This window comes from Janthinobacterium lividum, from assembly GCF_011601275.1.
Classification (GTDB): Bacteria; Pseudomonadota; Gammaproteobacteria; order Burkholderiales; family Burkholderiaceae_D; genus Janthinobacterium; species Janthinobacterium lividum_E.
Window position 1 is genome coordinate 1 of the sequence record NZ_JAAOLY010000009.1, and the last position, 17,507, is coordinate 17,507.

At 61.4% G+C, this 17,507-nt stretch carries 18 protein-coding genes and 2 rRNA genes; 15 read left to right on the plus strand and 5 right to left on the minus strand.

The genetic code is table 11. From position 1 onward, the window contains the following. Nucleotides 1-86: ribosomal RNA gene (gene rrf, locus GYK42_RS29735) — 5S ribosomal RNA — on the plus strand; the annotation flags it as partial. A gap of 300 nt (nucleotides 87-386) precedes the next feature. Then, nucleotides 387-499, plus strand: a 5S ribosomal RNA gene (gene rrf / locus GYK42_RS14820). Between the two features lie 60 nt (nucleotides 500-559). Here rrf (GYK42_RS14820) and GYK42_RS14825 read toward each other — a convergent pair. The 4 genes from GYK42_RS14825 to GYK42_RS14840 form a co-directional block, all read right to left on the minus strand. Continuing rightward, nucleotides 560-904: a DUF1840 domain-containing protein gene (locus GYK42_RS14825; RefSeq protein ID WP_034749443.1), complete on the minus strand. Its 345-nt coding sequence runs from the start codon at nucleotides 902-904 to the stop codon at nucleotides 560-562. A gap of 181 nt (nucleotides 905-1,085) precedes the next feature. After that, the gene (locus GYK42_RS14830) at nucleotides 1,086-1,631 is read right to left on the minus strand and encodes a hypothetical protein (RefSeq protein WP_082654635.1); all 546 of its coding nucleotides are present in this window, start codon (nucleotides 1,629-1,631) and stop codon (nucleotides 1,086-1,088) included. 63 nt (nucleotides 1,632-1,694) lie between these two features. Continuing rightward, a complete protein-coding gene (locus GYK42_RS14835) occupies nucleotides 1,695-3,215 on the minus strand; it encodes a YifB family Mg chelatase-like AAA ATPase (protein ID WP_166448123.1) in 1,521 nt (506 codons plus the stop codon). 111 nt (nucleotides 3,216-3,326) lie between these two features. Then, nucleotides 3,327-3,575, minus strand: coding sequence for an accessory factor UbiK family protein (locus tag GYK42_RS14840; RefSeq protein WP_046683506.1), 249 nt, complete (start codon nucleotides 3,573-3,575; stop codon nucleotides 3,327-3,329). A gap of 270 nt (nucleotides 3,576-3,845) precedes the next feature. Between GYK42_RS14840 and GYK42_RS14845 the strand changes: the two genes are divergently transcribed. From GYK42_RS14845 to GYK42_RS14905, 13 genes are all read left to right on the plus strand, one after another. Further along, a complete protein-coding gene (locus tag GYK42_RS14845) occupies nucleotides 3,846-4,613 on the plus strand; it encodes a TorF family putative porin (RefSeq protein ID WP_166448124.1) in 768 nt (255 codons plus the stop codon). Nucleotides 4,614-4,624: 11 nt separating this feature from the next. Then, entirely contained in the window at nucleotides 4,625-4,963 is a 339-nt protein-coding gene (locus tag GYK42_RS14850) for a P-II family nitrogen regulator (RefSeq protein ID WP_010393464.1), read from the plus strand. Between the two features lie 11 nt (nucleotides 4,964-4,974). Next, nucleotides 4,975-6,513 (plus strand): ammonium transporter, encoded by a 1,539-nt coding sequence (locus GYK42_RS14855; protein WP_166448125.1) that lies wholly within the window; start codon nucleotides 4,975-4,977, stop codon nucleotides 6,511-6,513. A 204-nt stretch (nucleotides 6,514-6,717) separates the two neighbouring features. Then, on the plus strand, nucleotides 6,718-8,016 hold the full coding sequence (gshA, locus tag GYK42_RS14860; protein WP_034749425.1) for a glutamate--cysteine ligase: 1,299 nt from the start codon (nucleotides 6,718-6,720) through the stop codon (nucleotides 8,014-8,016). A 97-nt stretch (nucleotides 8,017-8,113) separates the two neighbouring features. Next, nucleotides 8,114-9,070: a glutathione synthase gene (gene gshB, locus GYK42_RS14865; protein WP_166448126.1), complete on the plus strand. Its 957-nt coding sequence runs from the start codon at nucleotides 8,114-8,116 to the stop codon at nucleotides 9,068-9,070. 13 nt (nucleotides 9,071-9,083) lie between these two features. Next, nucleotides 9,084-9,488: a PTS sugar transporter subunit IIA gene (locus GYK42_RS14870; RefSeq protein WP_166448127.1), complete on the plus strand. Its 405-nt coding sequence runs from the start codon at nucleotides 9,084-9,086 to the stop codon at nucleotides 9,486-9,488. A gap of 91 nt (nucleotides 9,489-9,579) precedes the next feature. Beyond that, the gene (locus GYK42_RS14875) at nucleotides 9,580-9,849 is read left to right on the plus strand and encodes an HPr family phosphocarrier protein (protein WP_034749416.1); all 270 of its coding nucleotides are present in this window, start codon (nucleotides 9,580-9,582) and stop codon (nucleotides 9,847-9,849) included. A 44-nt stretch (nucleotides 9,850-9,893) separates the two neighbouring features. Continuing rightward, nucleotides 9,894-11,636 (plus strand): phosphoenolpyruvate--protein phosphotransferase, encoded by a 1,743-nt coding sequence (gene ptsP / locus GYK42_RS14880; protein ID WP_046683536.1) that lies wholly within the window; start codon nucleotides 9,894-9,896, stop codon nucleotides 11,634-11,636. Nucleotides 11,637-11,770: 134 nt separating this feature from the next. Next, the gene (metX, locus tag GYK42_RS14885) at nucleotides 11,771-12,970 is read left to right on the plus strand and encodes a homoserine O-succinyltransferase MetX (protein WP_166448128.1); all 1,200 of its coding nucleotides are present in this window, start codon (nucleotides 11,771-11,773) and stop codon (nucleotides 12,968-12,970) included. After that, nucleotides 12,967-13,578 carry a methionine biosynthesis protein MetW gene (gene metW, locus GYK42_RS14890; RefSeq protein WP_166448129.1) on the plus strand — a complete coding sequence of 204 codons (612 nt, stop codon included), beginning with the start codon at nucleotides 12,967-12,969 and terminating at the stop codon, nucleotides 13,576-13,578. Before metX ends, metW begins: the two co-directional genes overlap by 4 nt. Further along, the gene (locus GYK42_RS14895; RefSeq protein ID WP_166448130.1) at nucleotides 13,578-14,837 is read left to right on the plus strand and encodes an AmpG family muropeptide MFS transporter; all 1,260 of its coding nucleotides are present in this window, start codon (nucleotides 13,578-13,580) and stop codon (nucleotides 14,835-14,837) included. Before metW ends, GYK42_RS14895 begins: the two co-directional genes overlap by 1 nt. Next, nucleotides 14,818-15,720: a M48 family metallopeptidase gene (locus tag GYK42_RS14900; protein WP_166448131.1), complete on the plus strand. Its 903-nt coding sequence runs from the start codon at nucleotides 14,818-14,820 to the stop codon at nucleotides 15,718-15,720. Before GYK42_RS14895 ends, GYK42_RS14900 begins: the two co-directional genes overlap by 20 nt. A 1-nt stretch (nucleotide 15,721) precedes the next feature. Then, nucleotides 15,722-16,624: a pseudouridine synthase gene (locus tag GYK42_RS14905; RefSeq protein ID WP_166448132.1), complete on the plus strand. Its 903-nt coding sequence runs from the start codon at nucleotides 15,722-15,724 to the stop codon at nucleotides 16,622-16,624. Nucleotides 16,625-16,650: 26 nt separating this feature from the next. On the opposite strand, the gene GYK42_RS14910 is transcribed toward GYK42_RS14905, so the two are convergent. Further along, a complete protein-coding gene (locus GYK42_RS14910; RefSeq protein WP_099379999.1) occupies nucleotides 16,651-17,427 on the minus strand; it encodes an exodeoxyribonuclease III in 777 nt (258 codons plus the stop codon). Nucleotides 17,428-17,507 lie beyond the last annotated feature (80 nt).

Below are 17,507 nucleotides of genomic sequence, written 5' to 3' on the forward strand. Positions count from 1 at the left end.
CCCCTTCCCATCCCGAACAGGACCGTGAAACAACTTTGCGCCGATGATAGTGCTGCAACCAGTGTGAAAGTAGGTTATCGTCAGGCTTGTTATTCGCAGTAAGAGAAAAACCCCGCCAGCAATGGTGGGGTTTTTTTTTCGTCTGGTGGTTTGTTTGCGTTATAGGCTGCGGGTGCTTGTCGGCTTACGCGCTGCGCGCCAAGCCGGCCTACGTTTATTGGATGGCGGGTAGGTCGGATTAGCGGAGCGTAATCCAACAACATTGTTGACATTCGTGCTAATGCCGGCTTACGCGCTTGTGCGTCAAGCTGACCTGGGGTATAATTCGCCTCCTCAGATCAGATGACTTGCTGCCCCGCTGGGAGCAGGTTGTTGAAAAAGTTATGCCTGATGACCATAGCAAGTTGGTACCACCCCTTCCCATCCCGAACAGGACCGTGAAACAACTTTGCGCCGATGATAGTGCTGCAACCAGTGTGAAAGTAGGTTATCGTCAGGCTTGTTATATAAAAAAACCCCGCTAGGTGCGGGGTTTTTTTCGTCTGCAGCATTCATCGGATCAGATGCCCCAGGTGATGCTTTCATTTTCCGCCTTGGCCGAGCGCAGCATTTCCATCAAAGGATAGGCGCGCTGCGAGAAATGCACTTTTTGCGCGCGCGCATGGGCACCCGTTTCGCCATCTTCCAGCGTTTCCGGCGTATGCGCATCGTGTTCGATGTCATTTTCCGGATGCAATTTGCTTTCCGCGACTTCTTTTTCCAGCAGGGCCAGGGCATCGCCCGCTTCGGCTGGCGTGATGACGCCGCGCGTGGGGTTCTTGTGCAGGATGTCGAGGATACGCTGGGCATGTTCCTGGTACATCAGCACTTCAGGGGAAGATTTGGATTTGAATGAGATCAACATAAGCGCTTTCTGAAACTTGTTGTTAGTGTCGAAACAATATCACGACTTGAAATGTCGCACAGGCCGTCCGTTTGTCCCGGATTGCATATTTGCAAGCCGGATAGGGCCATCTGTTGGACAACGCACGTATTTACAAGAGCTCGCTTACCGTGAAAATACCCGTTTAAGCGATCGTTAAGTCTTAATCCAGTTTCACCGAGTCCATGAAGGTGTCGATGGTGTCACGCGACAGCTTGCTTTCTTCACCGAGAATGATGATCTGGAAGATGCGTTTGTCCTGCGCCACAAAACGCCCGACCAGCAAGACAGGCTTGCCTTGTTGCGTGCCTTTGGCCTCGATGCTGAGCGAACTGCGCTGGTGCGTTCCCGCAGCCGTGCTGCTGGCCGCCGATGCCGATTTTTCGCTGCGCACGGTGCCGTTGATATTTTTCAACAGGGCAGTCTGCATGGCGGGCAGGGCCGCTTGCGCCTGTTCTGCGCTGTCGAGCACGGCGCTGCCGATGGCGAAGGTATTACCATCGACTTCGCTGGCCGTCATGGTCAGGCTGACTTTCTTGCCATCGAGATCGATCTCGCGTGTCAGCACGGCAGGCTTGCCTGGAAACAGGGCCGTGAACTGGGCGTCGGGGCTGCGATAGTCGCGCCAGTCGAACTTCGGACTGCAGGCGGACAGGACGCTGGCGGCCGCGAGCGTAGCCAGAAAGAGGGCAAGTGATGGTTTTTTCATCAGCAGATGGTAGCAGCGCCGCCGATCATGCGCAATCGCGCACGTGTGGGGCCAGCGGCCGGCTTATATTTCACGCAGCACGCGCCGGTACTGGATCGCTTCGGCGACATGTGCCTGCGTGATGCCGGGGCTGCCCGCCAGGTCCGCGATGCTGCGCGCCACGCGCAGTACCCGGTGATACGTGCGCGCCGACCAGTGCAATCGCGCCATGGCGCCATGCAGCAGCTGTTCGCCATGCGTTTCCAGACGACAATGCTGTTCGATTTCCGCGCTGCTCAGGCGCTGGTTCGCTTTGCCCTGGCGCGCCAGCTGCAGGGCAAAGGCCGCCGCTACCCGCGTGGCGATGGCTTGCGTGCTTTCGCCGGCGCCTGCGTGCCGGCCCAGCGCCGTGGGCGGCATGGCGGCCACTTCAATCTGCAAGTCGATACGGTCGAGTAGCGGGCCGGACAGGCGGCTGTGATAGCGCAGCACGGCGTCCGGCGTGCAGCGGCAACGGCCCGAAGCGTGCCCCAGATAGCCGCATGGGCAGGGATTCATGGCGGCGATCAGCTGAAAGCGGGCCGGAAACTCGGCCTGGCGGGCCGCGCGCGAAATGCTGATCACGCCCGATTCCATGGGCTGGCGCAAGACATCGAGTACCCGGCGCTGGAATTCGGCGATTTCGTCGAGAAACAGCACACCGCAGTGTGCCAGCGAGATTTCTCCCGGGCGTGGCACGTTGCCGCCGCCCACCAGGGCCACGCCGGACGCCGTCTGGTGCGGGGCGCGATAGGGACGCCGTTTCCAGTGTTCCACCTTGAAGTGCCCGCCCAGCGAATGCACGGCCGCCGATTCCAGCGCTTCTTCATCGCTCATGGGCGGCAGCACGCCGGGGAAGCGGCTGGCCAGCATGGTCTTGCCCGCACCCGGCGGCCCTACCATCAAGACGTTATGGCCGCCCGCGGCCGCCACTTCCAGTGCGCGTCGCGCCTGGTGCTGTCCTTGCACGTCGGCAAAGTCGGGATACGCAAAAGCGGAGACAGCCAACATGGGTTGATGGCGTTGCAGGGCCGTGTGGCTGGCATGCGCGGCAAAATGCGCGCAGACCTCGAGCAGGCTGTGGGCGGGGTAGATGCAGGCATCGCGGACGAGCGCCGCCTCGTCCGCGTTCGCCTGCGGCAAGATGAAGGCGCGTGGCGCGCCCGGCTGGCTGCGCTGCATGGCAAAGGTCATGGCCAGGGCGCCGCGGATGGGGCGCAACTGGCCCGACAGCGACAGTTCGCCAGCGAATTCGTAGTGGTGTAATTGGTCGCCCGGCAACTGGCCGGAGGCGGCCAGAATGCCCAGCGCGATGGGCAGGTCGAAGCGGCCCGATTCCTTGGGCAAATCCGCCGGCGCCAGGTTGGCCGTGATGCGCCGCGCCGGCATGTCAAAGCCGCAGTTTTGCAGCGCGGCACGGACGCGGTCGCGCGATTCCTTCACTTCCGTATCCGGCAGGCCGACAATCGTAAACGAAGGCAAACCATTGGCAAGGTGGACTTCGACACTTACCTCGGGCGCTTCCATGCCGGCCAAGGCGCGGCTTTTCAGGACGGCCAGACTCATCAGACTCCCTTGTGGCGCGGGCGCGGGCAGGATCAGTCTAGCGCGTGAAGCGCCGTCAGGCTTGAGCTATGCCAGCAAGGCCGTCAATAACGCGGCCTGGCTGGCATCACCTTACGCCTTGGATTCGTTCAGGCGCGTTTCCAGTTCGATCAGGCGCAATTCCAATGCGTCCAGTTTGGCGCGGGTCTTGGCCAGCACTTGCGCCTGGATATCGAATTCCTCGCGCGTGACGAGATCGAGGCGGGCGAAGCCCTGGGTCATCATCGACTTGACGTTTTTCTCGATATCCTTGGCAGGTGAGTTTTCGATGGCTTGATGGATCTTGCCTTGCAAGTCGTTAAAGAAGGTATTCATGTCCATGGTCAGTCCTTTTATGGTGCGGCCTGTGCATCGCACCATTGCGGTGCACAGCGGCGTTAATCTGGTGCGAAACTGGGCAAATTCACAATGCTTTAGCAGCCCGTACCCGCATTCCCACAGGCTTGCAGGGTATGTATGGCCGGAAACGCACCTGTCAAGGTGGCAATGGAGCTGGCACGTATTCTGCTAAAGAAGGTATGAACGCTTTGTGATCTCCAGCCAAGATTTTAAACCTCAACCGCTTTAAAAGTTCAATAAAAGGGAATCGCCATGAAGAATCTGTCCAAGAACATGACTTTAGCTGCAGCGTTGACGCTGGCCATGACCGCCTTGTGCGGTAGCGCCATGGCCCAGGATGCAGTGGCGGCGCCTGCTGCAGCCGAGGCCGTACCTGATAACGTGGTGAGCTATAACGTGGCGCTGACCAGCGACTACCGCTACCGTGGCATTTCGCAAAGCCGCTTGAAACCGGCCGTCAGCGGCGGCGCCGACTATACCCATAACCCGACGGGCCTGTACGTGGGAACTTGGTTGTCGAGCATCAAATGGATCAAGGACGGCGGCGGCGATACCAATCTGGAATGGGATGTGTACGGCGGCAAGCGTGGCGAGATCAGCAAGAATGTTACCTATGACGTGGGCGGCCTGTACTACTTCTATCCCTCGAATGGGCTGAGCACCAATGCCAACACCTTCGAACTGTACGGCCAGCTCGGTTATGGCCCGCTGTACATCAAGTACTCGCACTCGACGACCAACCTGTTTGGCGTCGCCGACAGCAAGAACAGCGGCTATCTTGACGTGGGCGGCAACTTCGACATGATCGACGGCTACATCATGAACGTGCATGTGGGCCGCCAGAAAGTCGAGCACAACGATTCCCTCAGCTATAACGATGTCAAGATCGGCGTGACCAAGGACTTCGGCATGGCGACCGTTTCTCTCGCCGCCGTGAAGGCCAACATTTCGTCGCTGGCACCAAATGGCAAGAATCTGGCGAAATCCGGTCTCGTGCTGACCGTATCCAAAACCTTTTAAGCGAGACTGCCATGAAAATGATTACTGCAATCATTAAGCCGTTCAAACTGGACGAAGTACGCGAAGCTTTGTCGGCTATCAATGTGCAAGGCATTACCGTCACGGAAGTCAAGGGTTTCGGCCGCCAGAAAGGTCACACGGAACTCTACCGTGGCGCCGAGTATGTCGTAGATTTCTTGCCAAAAACCAAGATCGAAGCGGCTGTCGATGACGCCATTGTCGACCAGGCCATCGAAGCGATCGAAGGCGCCGCGCGTACCGGTAAAATCGGCGATGGCAAGATTTTCGTCTATAACCTGGAACAAGTCATCCGCATCCGTACCGGCGAAACCGGCAACGAAGCGCTCTAAGGGGAATATTGATGCGTAAAAATATAACAAAATTGCTAGCTGGGTTTGCCTGTCTGTGTGCGTTCGGTGTCGCCGCGCCGAGCTTTGCCGATGCTCCCGCCAAGACGGAGACTGCCACGACGTCGGCCGTCGCCGCTCCTGCCGTCACCCCGGTGCCTGACGCAGCAGCTCCGGCTGCCGCCGCGCCGGCCCCGGCCGCTGCCGCGCCAGCCGCTGCGCCCGTCGCCAACAAGGGAGATACCAGCTTCATGATGATCAGCACCTTGCTGGTGATCTTGATGACCATCCCCGGCCTGGCCCTGTTCTACGGCGGCCTGGTGCGTTCGAAAAACATGCTGTCGGTGCTGATGCAAGTGTTCATGGTGTTCGCGCTGGTCATCGTGTTGTGGTGCATCTATGGCTACTCGATCGCTTTCACGGAAAAAACCGCCTTCTTCGGTGGCTTCGACCGCCTGTTCCTGAACGGTATCTGGGATCCGGCCAAGGGCACGTTTGCCGCCGCCGCGACCTTCAGCAAGGGCGTCGTCATTCCTGAGTTCGTCTTTGTCGCTTTCCAGGGCACGTTTGCCGCCATCACCTGCGCACTGATCGTCGGCGCCTTTGCCGAGCGCGCCAAGTTTTCCGCCGTGCTGGCCTTCGTCGTGCTGTGGTTCACGTTCGCCTACCTGCCAGCGGCCCACATGGTGTGGTTCTGGACCGGTCCTGACCTGATCACCAACGCCGCCACCTCGGCCAGCGAAGCCCTGAAGGCTGGCTGGATCTGGCAAAAAGGCGCGCTGGACTTCGCCGGCGGCACCGTGGTGCACATCAATGCCGCCGTCGCCGGCCTGGTGGGTGCGATCATGATCGGCAAGCGCGTCGGTTACGGCCGCGAATCGATGGCGCCGCACTCGCTGACGATGACCATGATCGGCGCGTCGTTGCTGTGGGTGGGCTGGTTCGGTTTCAATGCCGGTTCCTCGCTGGAAGCGGGCGACGTGGCTGCCCTGGCTTTCGTCAACACCTTGTTGGCCACTGCCGCCGCCACCCTGTCGTGGGTCTTTGGCGAGTGGATCAGCAAAGGCAAGCCATCGATGCTCGGTGGCGCGTCCGGCGCAGTGGCCGGCCTGGTGGCAATCACCCCGGCGGCCGGCTTTGTCGGCCCGATGGGCGGCCTGGTCATCGGCTTGCTGGCCGGTGTCGTCTGCCTGTGGGGCGTGAATGGCCTGAAACGCCTGATTGGCGCCGACGATTCGCTCGACGTGTTCGGCGTGCATGGCGTGGGCGGTATCCTGGGTGCCTTGCTGACGGGCGTGTTTGCCGCACCACAACTGGGCGGCCAAGGCATCTTCGACTATGTCACCAACAAGATGTCGGCGGATCCCTACTCGATCGGCCATCAGGTGTGGGTGCAGGCGCAAGCGGTCGGCACCACCATCCTCTGGTCGGCCATCGTTTCCGTCATCGCCTATAAGCTGGTCGACATCGTCATCGGCCTGCGCGTACCGGAAGAAGAAGAGCGCGAAGGCCTCGATATCACGAGCCATGGCGAGCAAGCGTATCATGGTTAAATAATCACTATCTGGCATGCCAGCGCCCCGGCGCGGCATGTCCGGTTGGAAAAGGCGCCTCATTGAGGTGCCTTTTTTTCGTTGTGGGAATGTAAAAGGTCTTTAAAACAAGGCTTTTGCCCCGATTTGGGGTACTTACACGGTAATATAGTCGGCAGTTCTGTGTGCTTTTTTGAATACTGCACATAATTTAAGGATGTAACTATGGTTCCCCATCTCGTCACGGCCCTGACCGGACCGCTGCTCGACCTCGAAAAAAAGATTCTGGCCGCGACGCCGGCCATTGAGCGCTGGTTTCGCATGGAGTGGCAAGAGCACACGCCGCCTTTCTATTGCTCGGTAGACTTGCGTAACGCCGGCTACAAGCTGGCGCCCGTCGATACCAATCTGTTCCCTGGCGGTTTCCATAACCTGGCCACGGAAATGCTGCCCCTGTCCGTGCAAGCGGCCATGGCCGCCATCGACAAGTATTGCCCGGACGCCCGTAACCTGCTGATCGTGCCGGAATTGCACAACACCACGCCGCAGTACTTGCAGAACGTGGCGCGCCTGATGCAAATCTTCCGCCAGACGGGCTTGCACGTGCGCTTCGGTTCCTGGTCGCCCGAGATTACCCAGCCGACACCGCTGGCCCTGCCGGACGGCAATATGCTCGTCATCGAGCCGCTCGTGCGCCTGAACAACGGCCGTCGCCTGGGTTTGAAGGATTTCGATCCGTGCACGATTCTGCTGAATAACGACTTGTCGGACGGCATCCCCGATATCTTGCAAAATATTCATGAGCAAAGCCTGTTGCCGCCCTTGCATGCGGGCTGGGCCTTGCGCCGCAAGAGCAACCACTATACGGCCTACGATGAAGTGGTGAAAAAATTCGGCAAGATGATCGATGTCGACCCGTGGATGCTCAACCCCTTCCACGCCAAGTGCAGCGACGTGAATTTCCAGGAAGGCGAGGGCGAGGATGCGCTGGCCGCCAGCGTCGACGTGCTGCTGGCCAAGATCCGCAAGAAATACAAGGAATACGGCATCAAGGAAAAGCCGTTTGTCATCGTCAAGCCCGATGCGGGCACGTATGGTACGGGCATCATGACGGTGCGCGACGCGAGCGAAGTGCGCGACCTGTCGCGCAAGCAGCGCGAAAAAATGTCGATCGTCAAGGATGGCCAGCTGGTGACCGACGTCATCATCCAGGAAGGCGTGCCGACCTTTGAAAGCATCAAAGATGCCGTGGCCGAGCCCGTTGTCTACATGATCGACCGCTACGTGGTGGGCGGCTTCTACCGCGTGCATGCTGAAAAAGGCGTGGACCAGAACCTGAACGCGCCCGGCTCGCAGTACGTGCCGCTGGCGTTTGCCCAGCAGCATGCCGTGCCGGACTTGAAGGCCAAGCCGGGCACGGCCGCGCCGAACCGCTTTTATGTGTACGGTGTGGTGGCGCGCCTGGCCTTGCTGGCCGCGTCGCTGGAAATGGAGCGCACGGACCCGAATCCCGAGGTGTATTGATCGATCCAGGAGACTCGCCAGGCGCGGCGACTACCGCGCCTGGCGATCTCGGCTAGAATCAAGCATTCCTTATCCAGGCTCCCCGATTGGACGCACCATGAAAATTGCATTCCTTGCCGACCCGCTGGCAGGCTTCAAGACTTACAAAGATTCCACCTTCGCCATGATGCGCGAGGCGGTCAAACGCGGCCATGCCGTCTACGCCTTCGAACAGAAGGACATGGCGCTGGAAGAAGGCATCGTTACGGCACGGATCAAACACATCGAGCTGACGGGCGACGAACACGACTGGTACAAGGTCGTCTCCACCGAAGAAGTGCGCCTGTCGGCCCTGGACGCCGTCGTCGAGCGCAAGGATCCGCCGTTCGACATGGAATACGTGTATGGCACGTATCTGCTGGAACTGGCGGAAAAGCAGGGCGCCTGCGTCTTCAACAAGCCGTCCGCCATCCGCGACAACAATGAAAAGCTGGCCATCGCGCAGTTTTCCGAATTCACGTCGCCGACCCTGGTGACGTCGGACGAAGCGCGCCTGCGCGCCTTCCACGCCAAGCACCAGGACGTCATCTTCAAGCCGCTCGACGGCATGGGCGGCGCGGGCATCTTCCGCGTCAAGGCCGACGGCCTGAACCTGGGTGCCATCATCGAGACGCTGACGGAGAACGGCGCGCAGACCATCATGGCGCAGCGTTTCATCGCCGACATCGTCAAGGGCGACAAGCGCATCCTCGTCATCGGCGGCAAACCGGTGCCGTTTTCGCTGGCGCGCATCCCGCAGGCGGGCGAAGTACGGGGCAATCTGGCCGCCGGCGGCACGGGCGTGGCGCAGCCATTGACGGCGCGCGACCTGGAAATCGCTGAAAAGCTGGGTCCTATTCTGGCCGCGCGCGGCCTGATGCTGGTAGGATTGGACGTGATCGGCGACTACCTGACGGAAGTCAATGTCACCAGCCCGACCTGCTTCCAGGAAATCATGCAGCAGACGGGTTTTGACGTGGCGGCCATGTTTGTCGACGCCGTCGAGCATGGCGTTGCGCAAGCGCAGCAGCGCTAGAAGGTGAGTGACTATGGTAGGGATTTTGCTCATGACACATGCACCGCTGGGACAGGCGTTCATCGCGGCCTGCGCGCATGTGTTCCGGGGGGCAACGGAACGGTTTGAAGCCATCGACGTCGTCGCCGACCAGGACCTGGCGGAAGTGCAGAAGCTGGCGTCGGACGCCATCTGCCGCCTCGACGACGGTTCCGGCGTACTGGTGATTACGGACGTGAAGGGCGGCACGCCGTCGAACTGCTGCAACAAGCTGGCCGACGCGGGCAGGGTGGAAGTCATCGCCGGCATCAGCCTGCCGATGCTGCTGCGCGCCATCACGTATCGCCGCGACACGCTCGACGTGGTGGTGGAGATGGCGCTGGCCGGTGCGCAAAGCGGCGCCGTGCGCGTCGATAACCGCATTCGCGTGGGCGAGTAAAGAGTGACATGGCCGCCGCCCTGAAGGCGGCGGGTTTTATAGCCAGGGCTGGCAACAATGCAGTGCATTCAGGGATAGAGACCATACAAAAATGATTCAAAGAGAACTCGAAATCATCAACAAGCTGGGACTGCACGCACGCGCCTCCGCCAAATTTACCCAGCTCGCCGCCAAGTTCAAGAGCGACGTCTGGCTGACCCGCAACGCGCGTCGCATCAACGCCAAGTCCATCATGGGCGTGATGATGCTGGCCGCCGGCAAGGGCGCGAAAGTGACCCTGGAAGCCGAGGGCGATGATGAGCAGGCATGTGTCGATGCGTTGACCGCCCTGATTAATGACAGGTTTGGCGAAGGCGAGTAATGCCCGCCGAACGCAGCCGCAGCCGCATTCCGACAGGTCAACCCATGGCATCTTTCACGCTCCACGGCATCCCGGTTTCCCGCGGCATCGCCATTGGCCGCGCGCATCTGCTGGCGCCGGCCGCCCTTGACGTCAAACATTACCTGGTCGCGCAGGAGCAGATCGAAGCCGAAGTGCAGCGCCTGCAAAGCGCCATCGCCACCGTCCACAAGGAACTGCAAACCTTGTGGAACGAGCTGCCCAAGGATGCGCCCACGGAACTGGGCGCCTTCATCGACGTGCATGCGCTGATCCTGTCCGACCCGATGATTTCCGAAGCGCCGCTCGACATCATCCGCAAGCGCCACTACAACGCCGAATGGGCGCTGCTGACGCAGATCGATGAACTGTCGGCGCAGTTCGACGAAATCGAAGACCCGTATCTGCGCGAGCGCAAGGCCGACATCCAGCAGGTGGCCGAACGCGTCTTGAAAGTCTTGCTGGGCACGGAGCAGCTGCTGCCCAAGGCGGCGGCCGAAGATGAATTGATGGCGCAGATGATCGTCGTCGCGCACGATATCTCGCCGGCCGACATGCTGCAGTTCCGCGACCGTTCCTTCATCGGCTTCATTACCGACGTGGGCGGGCAGAACTCGCACACGGCCATCGTCGCGCGCAGCCTCGACATTCCCGCCGCCGTCGGCATGTCGCAGGCATCGATGCTGATCGACCAGGATGACTGGCTGATCATCGACGGCGACGCCGGCGTCGTCATCGCCAACCCCAGCGCCCTGGTGCTGGAGCAGTACCGCGAGCGCCAGACGGCCATGCAGCGCGCCCGTAAAAAGCTGGGCAAGCTGAAAAAGACGCCGGCCGTCACCAAATGCGGCACCCCCATCACCCTGCTGGCGAATATCGAATTGCCCGAGGATTGTCCATTTGCGCTGGAGTCGGGCGCCAGCGGCGTGGGCCTGTTCCGCTCCGAATTCCTGTTCATGGGCCGCGCCCACAAGATTCCCACCGAGGACGAGCAGTTCGAGGCTTACCGCAACACGGTGCAGTCGATGAAGGGCCGCGTGGTAACCATCCGCACGCTCGACATCGGCGCCGACAAGCCGCTCGACCAGGCCGACCATACGGCCTTGAATCCCGCATTGGGCCTGCGCGCCATCCGTTACTGCCTGGCCGAGCCGCAATTGTTCCTGACGCAGCTGCGGGCCATTTTGCGCGCCTCCGCCTTTGGCAAGGTGCGCATCCTGATCCCGATGCTCGCGCATGCGTTCGAGATTGACCAGTCGCTGGCCATGATCGCGCAAGCGAAGGCCAGCCTGCGCGAGGAAGGCGTCAAGTTCGACGACGAGGTCGAAGTGGGCGCCATGATCGAGATTCCCGCCGCCGCGCTGGCCCTGCCCATGTTCGTCAAGCGCATGGACTTCCTGTCGATCGGCACGAATGATTTGATCCAGTACACCCTGGCCATCGACCGGGTCGACTACGAAGTGGCGCATTTGTACAATCCGCTGCACCCGGCCGTGCTGCAACTGATCTCCATGACGATCGCGGCCGGCCACAAGGCGGGCATCGACGTGGCCGTTTGTGGCGAGATGGCGGGCGATGTGAAGCTCACGCGCCTGTTGCTGGGCATGGGACTGCGCGAGTTTTCCATGCATCCGGCCCAGCTGTTGGCGGTCAAGCAAGAGATCCTCAACAGCGACCTGGGCCTGATTGCGCCACAAATGCGCAAAATTATGCGTTCCATGGAGCCAAATGTGATCGCGGAAGCCGTACAACAGTTGCAGCTCATGTAAACTGTCACCTATCAGCATCGGGACACGTCGCGCGCGGCAAGAGGTGTCCTGATGCTAAAGTTGCAGCACCTATCATCGCGGTGCTGCATCGACCATGGCCCGTGGGGCCGCCCCCCTTTTATAAACCGACACACATGTCATCCATTGGAATCGTTTCGCCGCAAACCATGTATTTTGCGCAACCCCTGCAGCTGCAAAGCGGAGCATCGCTGCGGGACTATATGTTGATGTATGAAACCTACGGCACCCTGAACGCCGACAAATCGAACGCGGTGCTGGTTTGCCACGCCCTGAACGCCTCGCACCACGTGGCCGGCGTCTACGCGGACCAGCCGAAGAGCACGGGCTGGTGGGACAATATGGTCGGTCCCGGCAAGCCGCTCGACACGGACAAATTCTTCGTCATCGGCGTCAACAACCTCGGCTCCTGCTTCGGCTCGACGGGCCCCATGCACACCAATCCCGCCACCGGCAAGCCGTATGGTGCCGCTTTCCCGGTCGTCACGGTGGAAGACTGGGTCAGCGCGCAGGCGCGCCTGGCCGATGAACTGGGTATCACCCAATTCGCCGCCGTGATGGGGGGATCCCTGGGCGGCATGCAGGCGCTGGCGTGGAGCATCATGTTCCCCGAGCGGCTGCGCCACTGCGTGGTGATCGCCTCGACGGCCAAGCTGTCGGCGCAAAACATCGCCTTCAACGACGTGGCGCGCCAGGCCATCCTGTCCGACCCTGAATACCATGGCGGCGACTTCTATGCGCACGGCGTGGTGCCGAAGAACGGCTTGCGCGTGGCGCGCATGGTGGGCCACATCACGTATCTGTCGAATGACGACATGGCGGAAAAATTCGGCCGCAAGCTGCGCGATGCGGCGCAGACGGGCGACTACAAATTCGGCTTCGGCATCGACTTCGAGATCGAATCGTATTTGCGCTACCAGGGCGACAAGTTCTCCGAATACTTCGACGCCAACACGTATTTACTGATCACCAAGGCGCTCGACTATTTCGACCCGGCGCGCGCGCATGGTGGCGACCTGGCCAAGGCCCTGTCGGGCACGAAGGCCAAGTTCTTCCTCGCCTCGTTTTCCACCGACTGGCGTTTTTCGCCCGAGCGCAGCCGCGAGATTGTCGAAGCGCTCGTCTGCAACCGCCGCCAGGTCACGTATGCGGAAATCGACGCGCCGCACGGCCACGACGCCTTTTTGCTGGAAGATGCGCGCTACATGAACATGGTGCGCGCCTATTATGGCCAGGTTTGGAACGACATCGGGGCGGGCTTGCCGGCTCCCGCACTGCATACCGCCGTCCGCCAGGGCGCCAAGGAGACAGCATGACTTTTGAAGAATTGAGCGCGCTGCGCCCCGACCTGGCCTTCATCGCCCACTGGGTGCCGAATAACGCGCACGTGCTGGACGTGGGCTGCGGCGAAGGCGTGATGCTGCAGTACCTGCAAAGCGACAAGGAGTGCAGTGGTTACGGCATCGAGATCGCCGACGACAAGGTGCTGGCCAGCACCCGCCGTGGCGTGAACGTGATCCAGCAAGACATGGAAAAGGGCTTGTCGATTTTTGGCGACAACAGCTTCGACACGGTGCTGTGCCTGTCCTCCCTGCAGATGATGAAGCAGGTCGAGCCGCTGCTGCGCGACATCGTGCGCGTGGGCGCCGAAGCCATCGTCTCGTTCCCCAACTTCGCCTACTGGCCGCACCGCGTGGCGTTGCTGAAAGGCCGCATGCCCGTGTCGAAATCGCTGCCTTACCAGTGGTACGACACGCCGAACGTGCGCTGCGCCACCATCCAGGACTTCCGCGAGCTGGCCGAGGAATGCGGCCTGGAAGTGATCGAATGCGTGGCCCTGGCCGAAGGCAAGATGGTCTCCGTGCTGCCGAATTTGCGTGGCGACCTGGCCGTCTTCCGCCTGCGTAAAAAAGCGGTGCATTGATGAGCAAAAGCCCGGCGCCTGGCTGGCGTTCCTATGCCAATGGCCGCATGCTGGCCGTGCTGGTGCTGGGCTTCAGTTCCGGCCTGCCCCTGTTCATCCTGCTGTACCTGCTGCAGGCGTGGCTGGCCAAGTCGGGCTTGAACGTCAAGGCGCTGGGGCTGTTCGCCCTGGTGCAGTTCCCGTACATCTGGAAATTCCTGTGGGCGCCCCTGATGGATCGCTACCGCATCCTGGGACTGGGACGCCGGCGCGGCTGGATGGCCCTGACGCAAGTGGCGCTGTTCTTTTCCATCGGCGCCATGGGCATGCTCGATCCGCTCACCCAGATTGGCCTGATCGCGGCCGCTGCCGGCGGCGTGGCCTTCCTGTCGGCCAGCCAGGACATCGTCATCGACGCCTACCGGCGTGAAATCCTCAGTGACAACGAGCAGGGCCTGGGCGCCGCCGTCATCGTCAACGCGTATAAAGTGGCGGGCATGGTGCCGGGCGCGCTGTCGCTGATCCTGGCCGACCGCATGCCGTGGCAGCCCGTGTTCTGGATCACGGCCGCCTTCATGCTGCCGGGTTTTGTCTGCACCCTGCTGATCAAGGAGCCGACCGTGTACGGCTCGCCGCCAAAGACCATGCGCGAAGCGATCATTCTGCCGTTCCAGGAATTCATCGCGCGCGATGGTTGGCGTAACGCAATGTGGATCCTTGCCTTCGTATTACTCTACAAAATCGGCGACAGCATGGCCACGGCGCTGGCGACGAAGTTTTATCTGGACCTGGGTTTTTCCATGACGCAGATCGGCCTGGCCGCCAACACCACGGGTTTCTGGGCCAGCCTGGCCGGTGGCGTGGTGGGCGGCGTGTGGATGCTCAAGCTGGGCATCAACCGGGGTCTGTGGGTGTTTGGCGCGCTGCAGGCGATCGCGATTCTCGGCTTCGCCTGGCTGGCGCAGGTGGGGCCGAATACCGTGCTGCTCAGCGCCGTGATCGGTTTTGAAGCGTTCGCCAGCCTGGGGCTGGGTGCGGCCGCCTTTGTCGCGTTCCTGTCGCGCAGCACGGACCCGCGCTACACTGCCACGCAATATGCCTTGTTTTCCAGCCTCAGCGCCGTGCCGCGCACCCTGATCAATGCCTCGGTGGGCTTCCTGGTCGCCGAGCTGGGCTGGTTCTCGTTTTTCATCGTGTGCTTCTTCCTGGCCTTCCCGGCCATGATGATGCTGCCTAAAATTGCTCCATGGAGGTCTGCCAATGGCACCAATATCCCTTAAACGTTACGCCATCCTGGCCAGCCTGTGCGCGGCCACCGCGCTGTCGTCCCTGTCCGCCCACGCCCAGCAGGCGACGGTCCAGGATGGCATCAAGGTACGTCCCTTGTCGACTTCGCGCATCTTTGCCGGCGGCGCCGATTTCAATGAACAATCGAAGCAGCAATATACGCAGCTGGTCAACGAGGCGAAGGAAAAAAATGCGCTGGTGCCCGACAGCGACCCGCAGGTAAAACGCCTGCGCGCCATCGCCCAGCGCATCATCCCGTTCGCCACGCGCTGGAACGAGGCGTCGGCCAACTGGAACTGGCAGGTCAACCTGCTCAATTCCGACCAGGTCAATGCCTTTTGCATGCCGGGCGGGCAGATCGCTTTTTACAGCGGCATCATCACCAAGCTGAATCTGACCGACGACGAAGTGGCCATCGTCATGGGCCATGAGATTTCGCACGCCTTGCGCGAACACTCGCAGGCGCAGGCCGGCAAGGGCAACCTGGCCGCCGTCGGCGCCAAGCTGGCCGGCGCCGGCCTGTCGGCCTGGCTCGGCGTCGATCCGAGCATCACCAGTACCGCCACGAATATGGCGGCGCAGGGCGTGATGCTGAAGTTTTCGCGCGACGACGAACGCGAAGCGGACCTGATCGGCATGGACCTGGCCGCGCGCGCCGGCTTCGACCCGCGCGCCGGCGTCATCCTGTGGCAGAAAATGGCGGCCGTAAGCAAGGGCGCGCCGCCGGAATTCCTCTCGACGCACCCGTCGGGCAAGGACCGCATCTCGCAGATGAACAGCCACATGACGCAAGTGCTGCCGCTGTACGCGCGCAGCAAGGGCGTCAGCGTCGACGCCTTGCCGCCGTACCGCAGCACCGCCATCGCGCAGCGCTAGAATGTCGAAGCGTCACGCCGCCGCTCCTTTGCCCATGCGCGACGGCGTGGCGCCCAGCTACCTGTGGCTGCCGGAAGGGCAGTGGCCGGACATGCTGTCCTTCCTGCTCGAGCGTTATCCGCAGATCAGCGCGGCGCAATGGCAGGACCGCATGGCGCGCGGAGAAGTGGTCGATGGCGACGGCGCCGTGCTGGCGCCCGACAGCGCATACCGGCGCGGCATGCGCATTTTTTACTACCGCGAGTTGGAGCGGGAAACGCCGATTCCCTTCCACGAAGAGATCCTGTTCCAGGACGAACACCTGGTGGTGGTCGACAAGCCGCACTTTCTGCCGATGACGCCGGCCGGGCGCTTCGTGCAGGAGACCTTGCTGACGCGCCTGAAGAAAAAGCTGGACTGTGCCGACCTCACGCCGATCCACCGCCTCGACCGCGAGACGGCCGGCGTAGTGATTTTTTCGCGCAAGATAGCCAGCCGTGGCGCCTATCAATCGCTGTTCCAGCGCCGCGAAGTGCGCAAGACGTACGAGGCGCTGGCGCCCGTGCTGGCGGAGCGCGATTTTCCATTCACCTACCGCAGCCGCATGGTCGAGGGCGCGCAGTTTTTTCTCATGCGCGAAGAGGCGGGCGAGCCGAATTCGGAAACCATCATCGAGATCATCGAAGAGCGCGGCGACGTGGCCCTGTACCGGCTGCAGCCGCACACGGGGCGCAAGCACCAGCTGCGCGTGCACCTGGCCGCGCTGGGCATCCCCATCGTCAACGATGCGTTTTACCCGGTGGCCCTGCCGTGCAAGGAAGACGATATGTCGCAGCCCTTGCGGCTGCTGGCGCGGGCCATCGATTTTACGGACCCTTTGAGCGGCGAGCCGCGCCACTTTGAAAGCCGGCGCGTGCTCGGGTAATCCGACACCACCAGGGACGTATCCGATCAGCCCTTGATCGTGTAATCGATGATCAACGGCGCATGGTCGGAAAAACGCTCATCCTTGTAGACGCTGACCGTATGCGCCTGGGCCGCGATGCCGGGGGTGGCGACGTGGTAGTCGATGCGCCAGCCCACGTTCTTCGCGTAGGCTTGTCCGCGGTTGCTCCACCACGTGTACTGGTCTTCGCGCTTGTCCAGGCCGCGGTGCACGTCGACAAAGCCCACTTCGTCGAAGACGCGCGTCAGCCATGCGCGTTCCTCGGGCAGGAAGCCGGAGTTCTTCTTGTTGCCCTTCCAGTTCTTCAGGTCGATTTCATGGTGGGCGATGTTCCAGTCGCCGCAGATGACCACTTCGCGGCCCAGCGCCTTCAATGCCAGCAGATGCGGCAGGAACAGTTCCATGAAGCGGAACTTGGCTTCCTGGCGCTCGGGGCCGGACGAGCCGGATGGGCAGTACACGGAAATGACGGACAGGTTGCCAAAATCACAGCGCACGTAGCGGCCTTCGGCGTCGAATTCAGGGCTGCCGAAACCGATATGCACGGCGTCCGGCTCGACCTTGCTGTACACGCCCGTGCCGGAATAGCCCTTTTTCTCGGCGTAGTGGAAATGGCCATGGTAGCCGTGCGGGTTGAGGAATTCCGGCGTCATGTCGGGCAGCTGCGCCTTCAATTCCTGCACGCAGATGAAATCGGCCGTCTGCGTGCCCATCCAGTTGAAAAAGCCTTTTTTGGCGGCGGAACGGATACCGTTCAGATTGGCGGAAATAATTTTTGGCATAGGTCGAGAGTGAAAAGGGCGTTGTACGGGGCCGGCGGGCGCGGCATGGCGATTGTCTCGCCGGTGCGCGCGGATTAAAA

Excerpts from the sequence above, each read along its gene's own strand:
- GYK42_RS14830 (WP_082654635.1), bottom strand. The coding sequence starts at position 1,631 with ATGAAAAAACCATCACTTGCCCTCTTTCTGGCTACGCTCGCGGCCGCC.
- GYK42_RS14875 (WP_034749416.1), top strand. The coding sequence starts at position 9,580 with ATGATTCAAAGAGAACTCGAAATCATCAACAAGCTGGGACTGCACGCA.
- GYK42_RS14850 (WP_010393464.1), top strand. The coding sequence starts at position 4,625 with ATGAAAATGATTACTGCAATCATTAAGCCGTTCAAACTGGACGAAGTA.
- GYK42_RS14855 (WP_166448125.1), top strand. The coding sequence starts at position 4,975 with ATGCGTAAAAATATAACAAAATTGCTAGCTGGGTTTGCCTGTCTGTGT.
- GYK42_RS14900 (WP_166448131.1), top strand. The coding sequence starts at position 14,818 with ATGGCACCAATATCCCTTAAACGTTACGCCATCCTGGCCAGCCTGTGC.
- GYK42_RS14845 (WP_166448124.1), top strand. The coding sequence starts at position 3,846 with ATGAAGAATCTGTCCAAGAACATGACTTTAGCTGCAGCGTTGACGCTG.
- ptsP (WP_046683536.1), top strand. The coding sequence starts at position 9,894 with ATGGCATCTTTCACGCTCCACGGCATCCCGGTTTCCCGCGGCATCGCC.
- GYK42_RS14835 (WP_166448123.1), bottom strand. The coding sequence starts at position 3,215 with ATGAGTCTGGCCGTCCTGAAAAGCCGCGCCTTGGCCGGCATGGAAGCG.
- GYK42_RS14870 (WP_166448127.1), top strand. The coding sequence starts at position 9,084 with ATGGTAGGGATTTTGCTCATGACACATGCACCGCTGGGACAGGCGTTC.
- metW (WP_166448129.1), top strand. The coding sequence starts at position 12,967 with ATGACTTTTGAAGAATTGAGCGCGCTGCGCCCCGACCTGGCCTTCATC.
- gshB (WP_166448126.1), top strand. The coding sequence starts at position 8,114 with ATGAAAATTGCATTCCTTGCCGACCCGCTGGCAGGCTTCAAGACTTAC.
- metX (WP_166448128.1), top strand. The coding sequence starts at position 11,771 with ATGTCATCCATTGGAATCGTTTCGCCGCAAACCATGTATTTTGCGCAA.
- GYK42_RS14905 (WP_166448132.1), top strand. The coding sequence starts at position 15,722 with ATGTCGAAGCGTCACGCCGCCGCTCCTTTGCCCATGCGCGACGGCGTG.
- GYK42_RS14825 (WP_034749443.1), bottom strand. The coding sequence starts at position 904 with ATGTTGATCTCATTCAAATCCAAATCTTCCCCTGAAGTGCTGATGTAC.
- GYK42_RS14840 (WP_046683506.1), bottom strand. The coding sequence starts at position 3,575 with ATGGACATGAATACCTTCTTTAACGACTTGCAAGGCAAGATCCATCAA.
- GYK42_RS14910 (WP_099379999.1), bottom strand. The coding sequence starts at position 17,427 with ATGCCAAAAATTATTTCCGCCAATCTGAACGGTATCCGTTCCGCCGCC.
- gshA (WP_034749425.1), top strand. The coding sequence starts at position 6,718 with ATGGTTCCCCATCTCGTCACGGCCCTGACCGGACCGCTGCTCGACCTC.
- GYK42_RS14895 (WP_166448130.1), top strand. The coding sequence starts at position 13,578 with ATGAGCAAAAGCCCGGCGCCTGGCTGGCGTTCCTATGCCAATGGCCGC.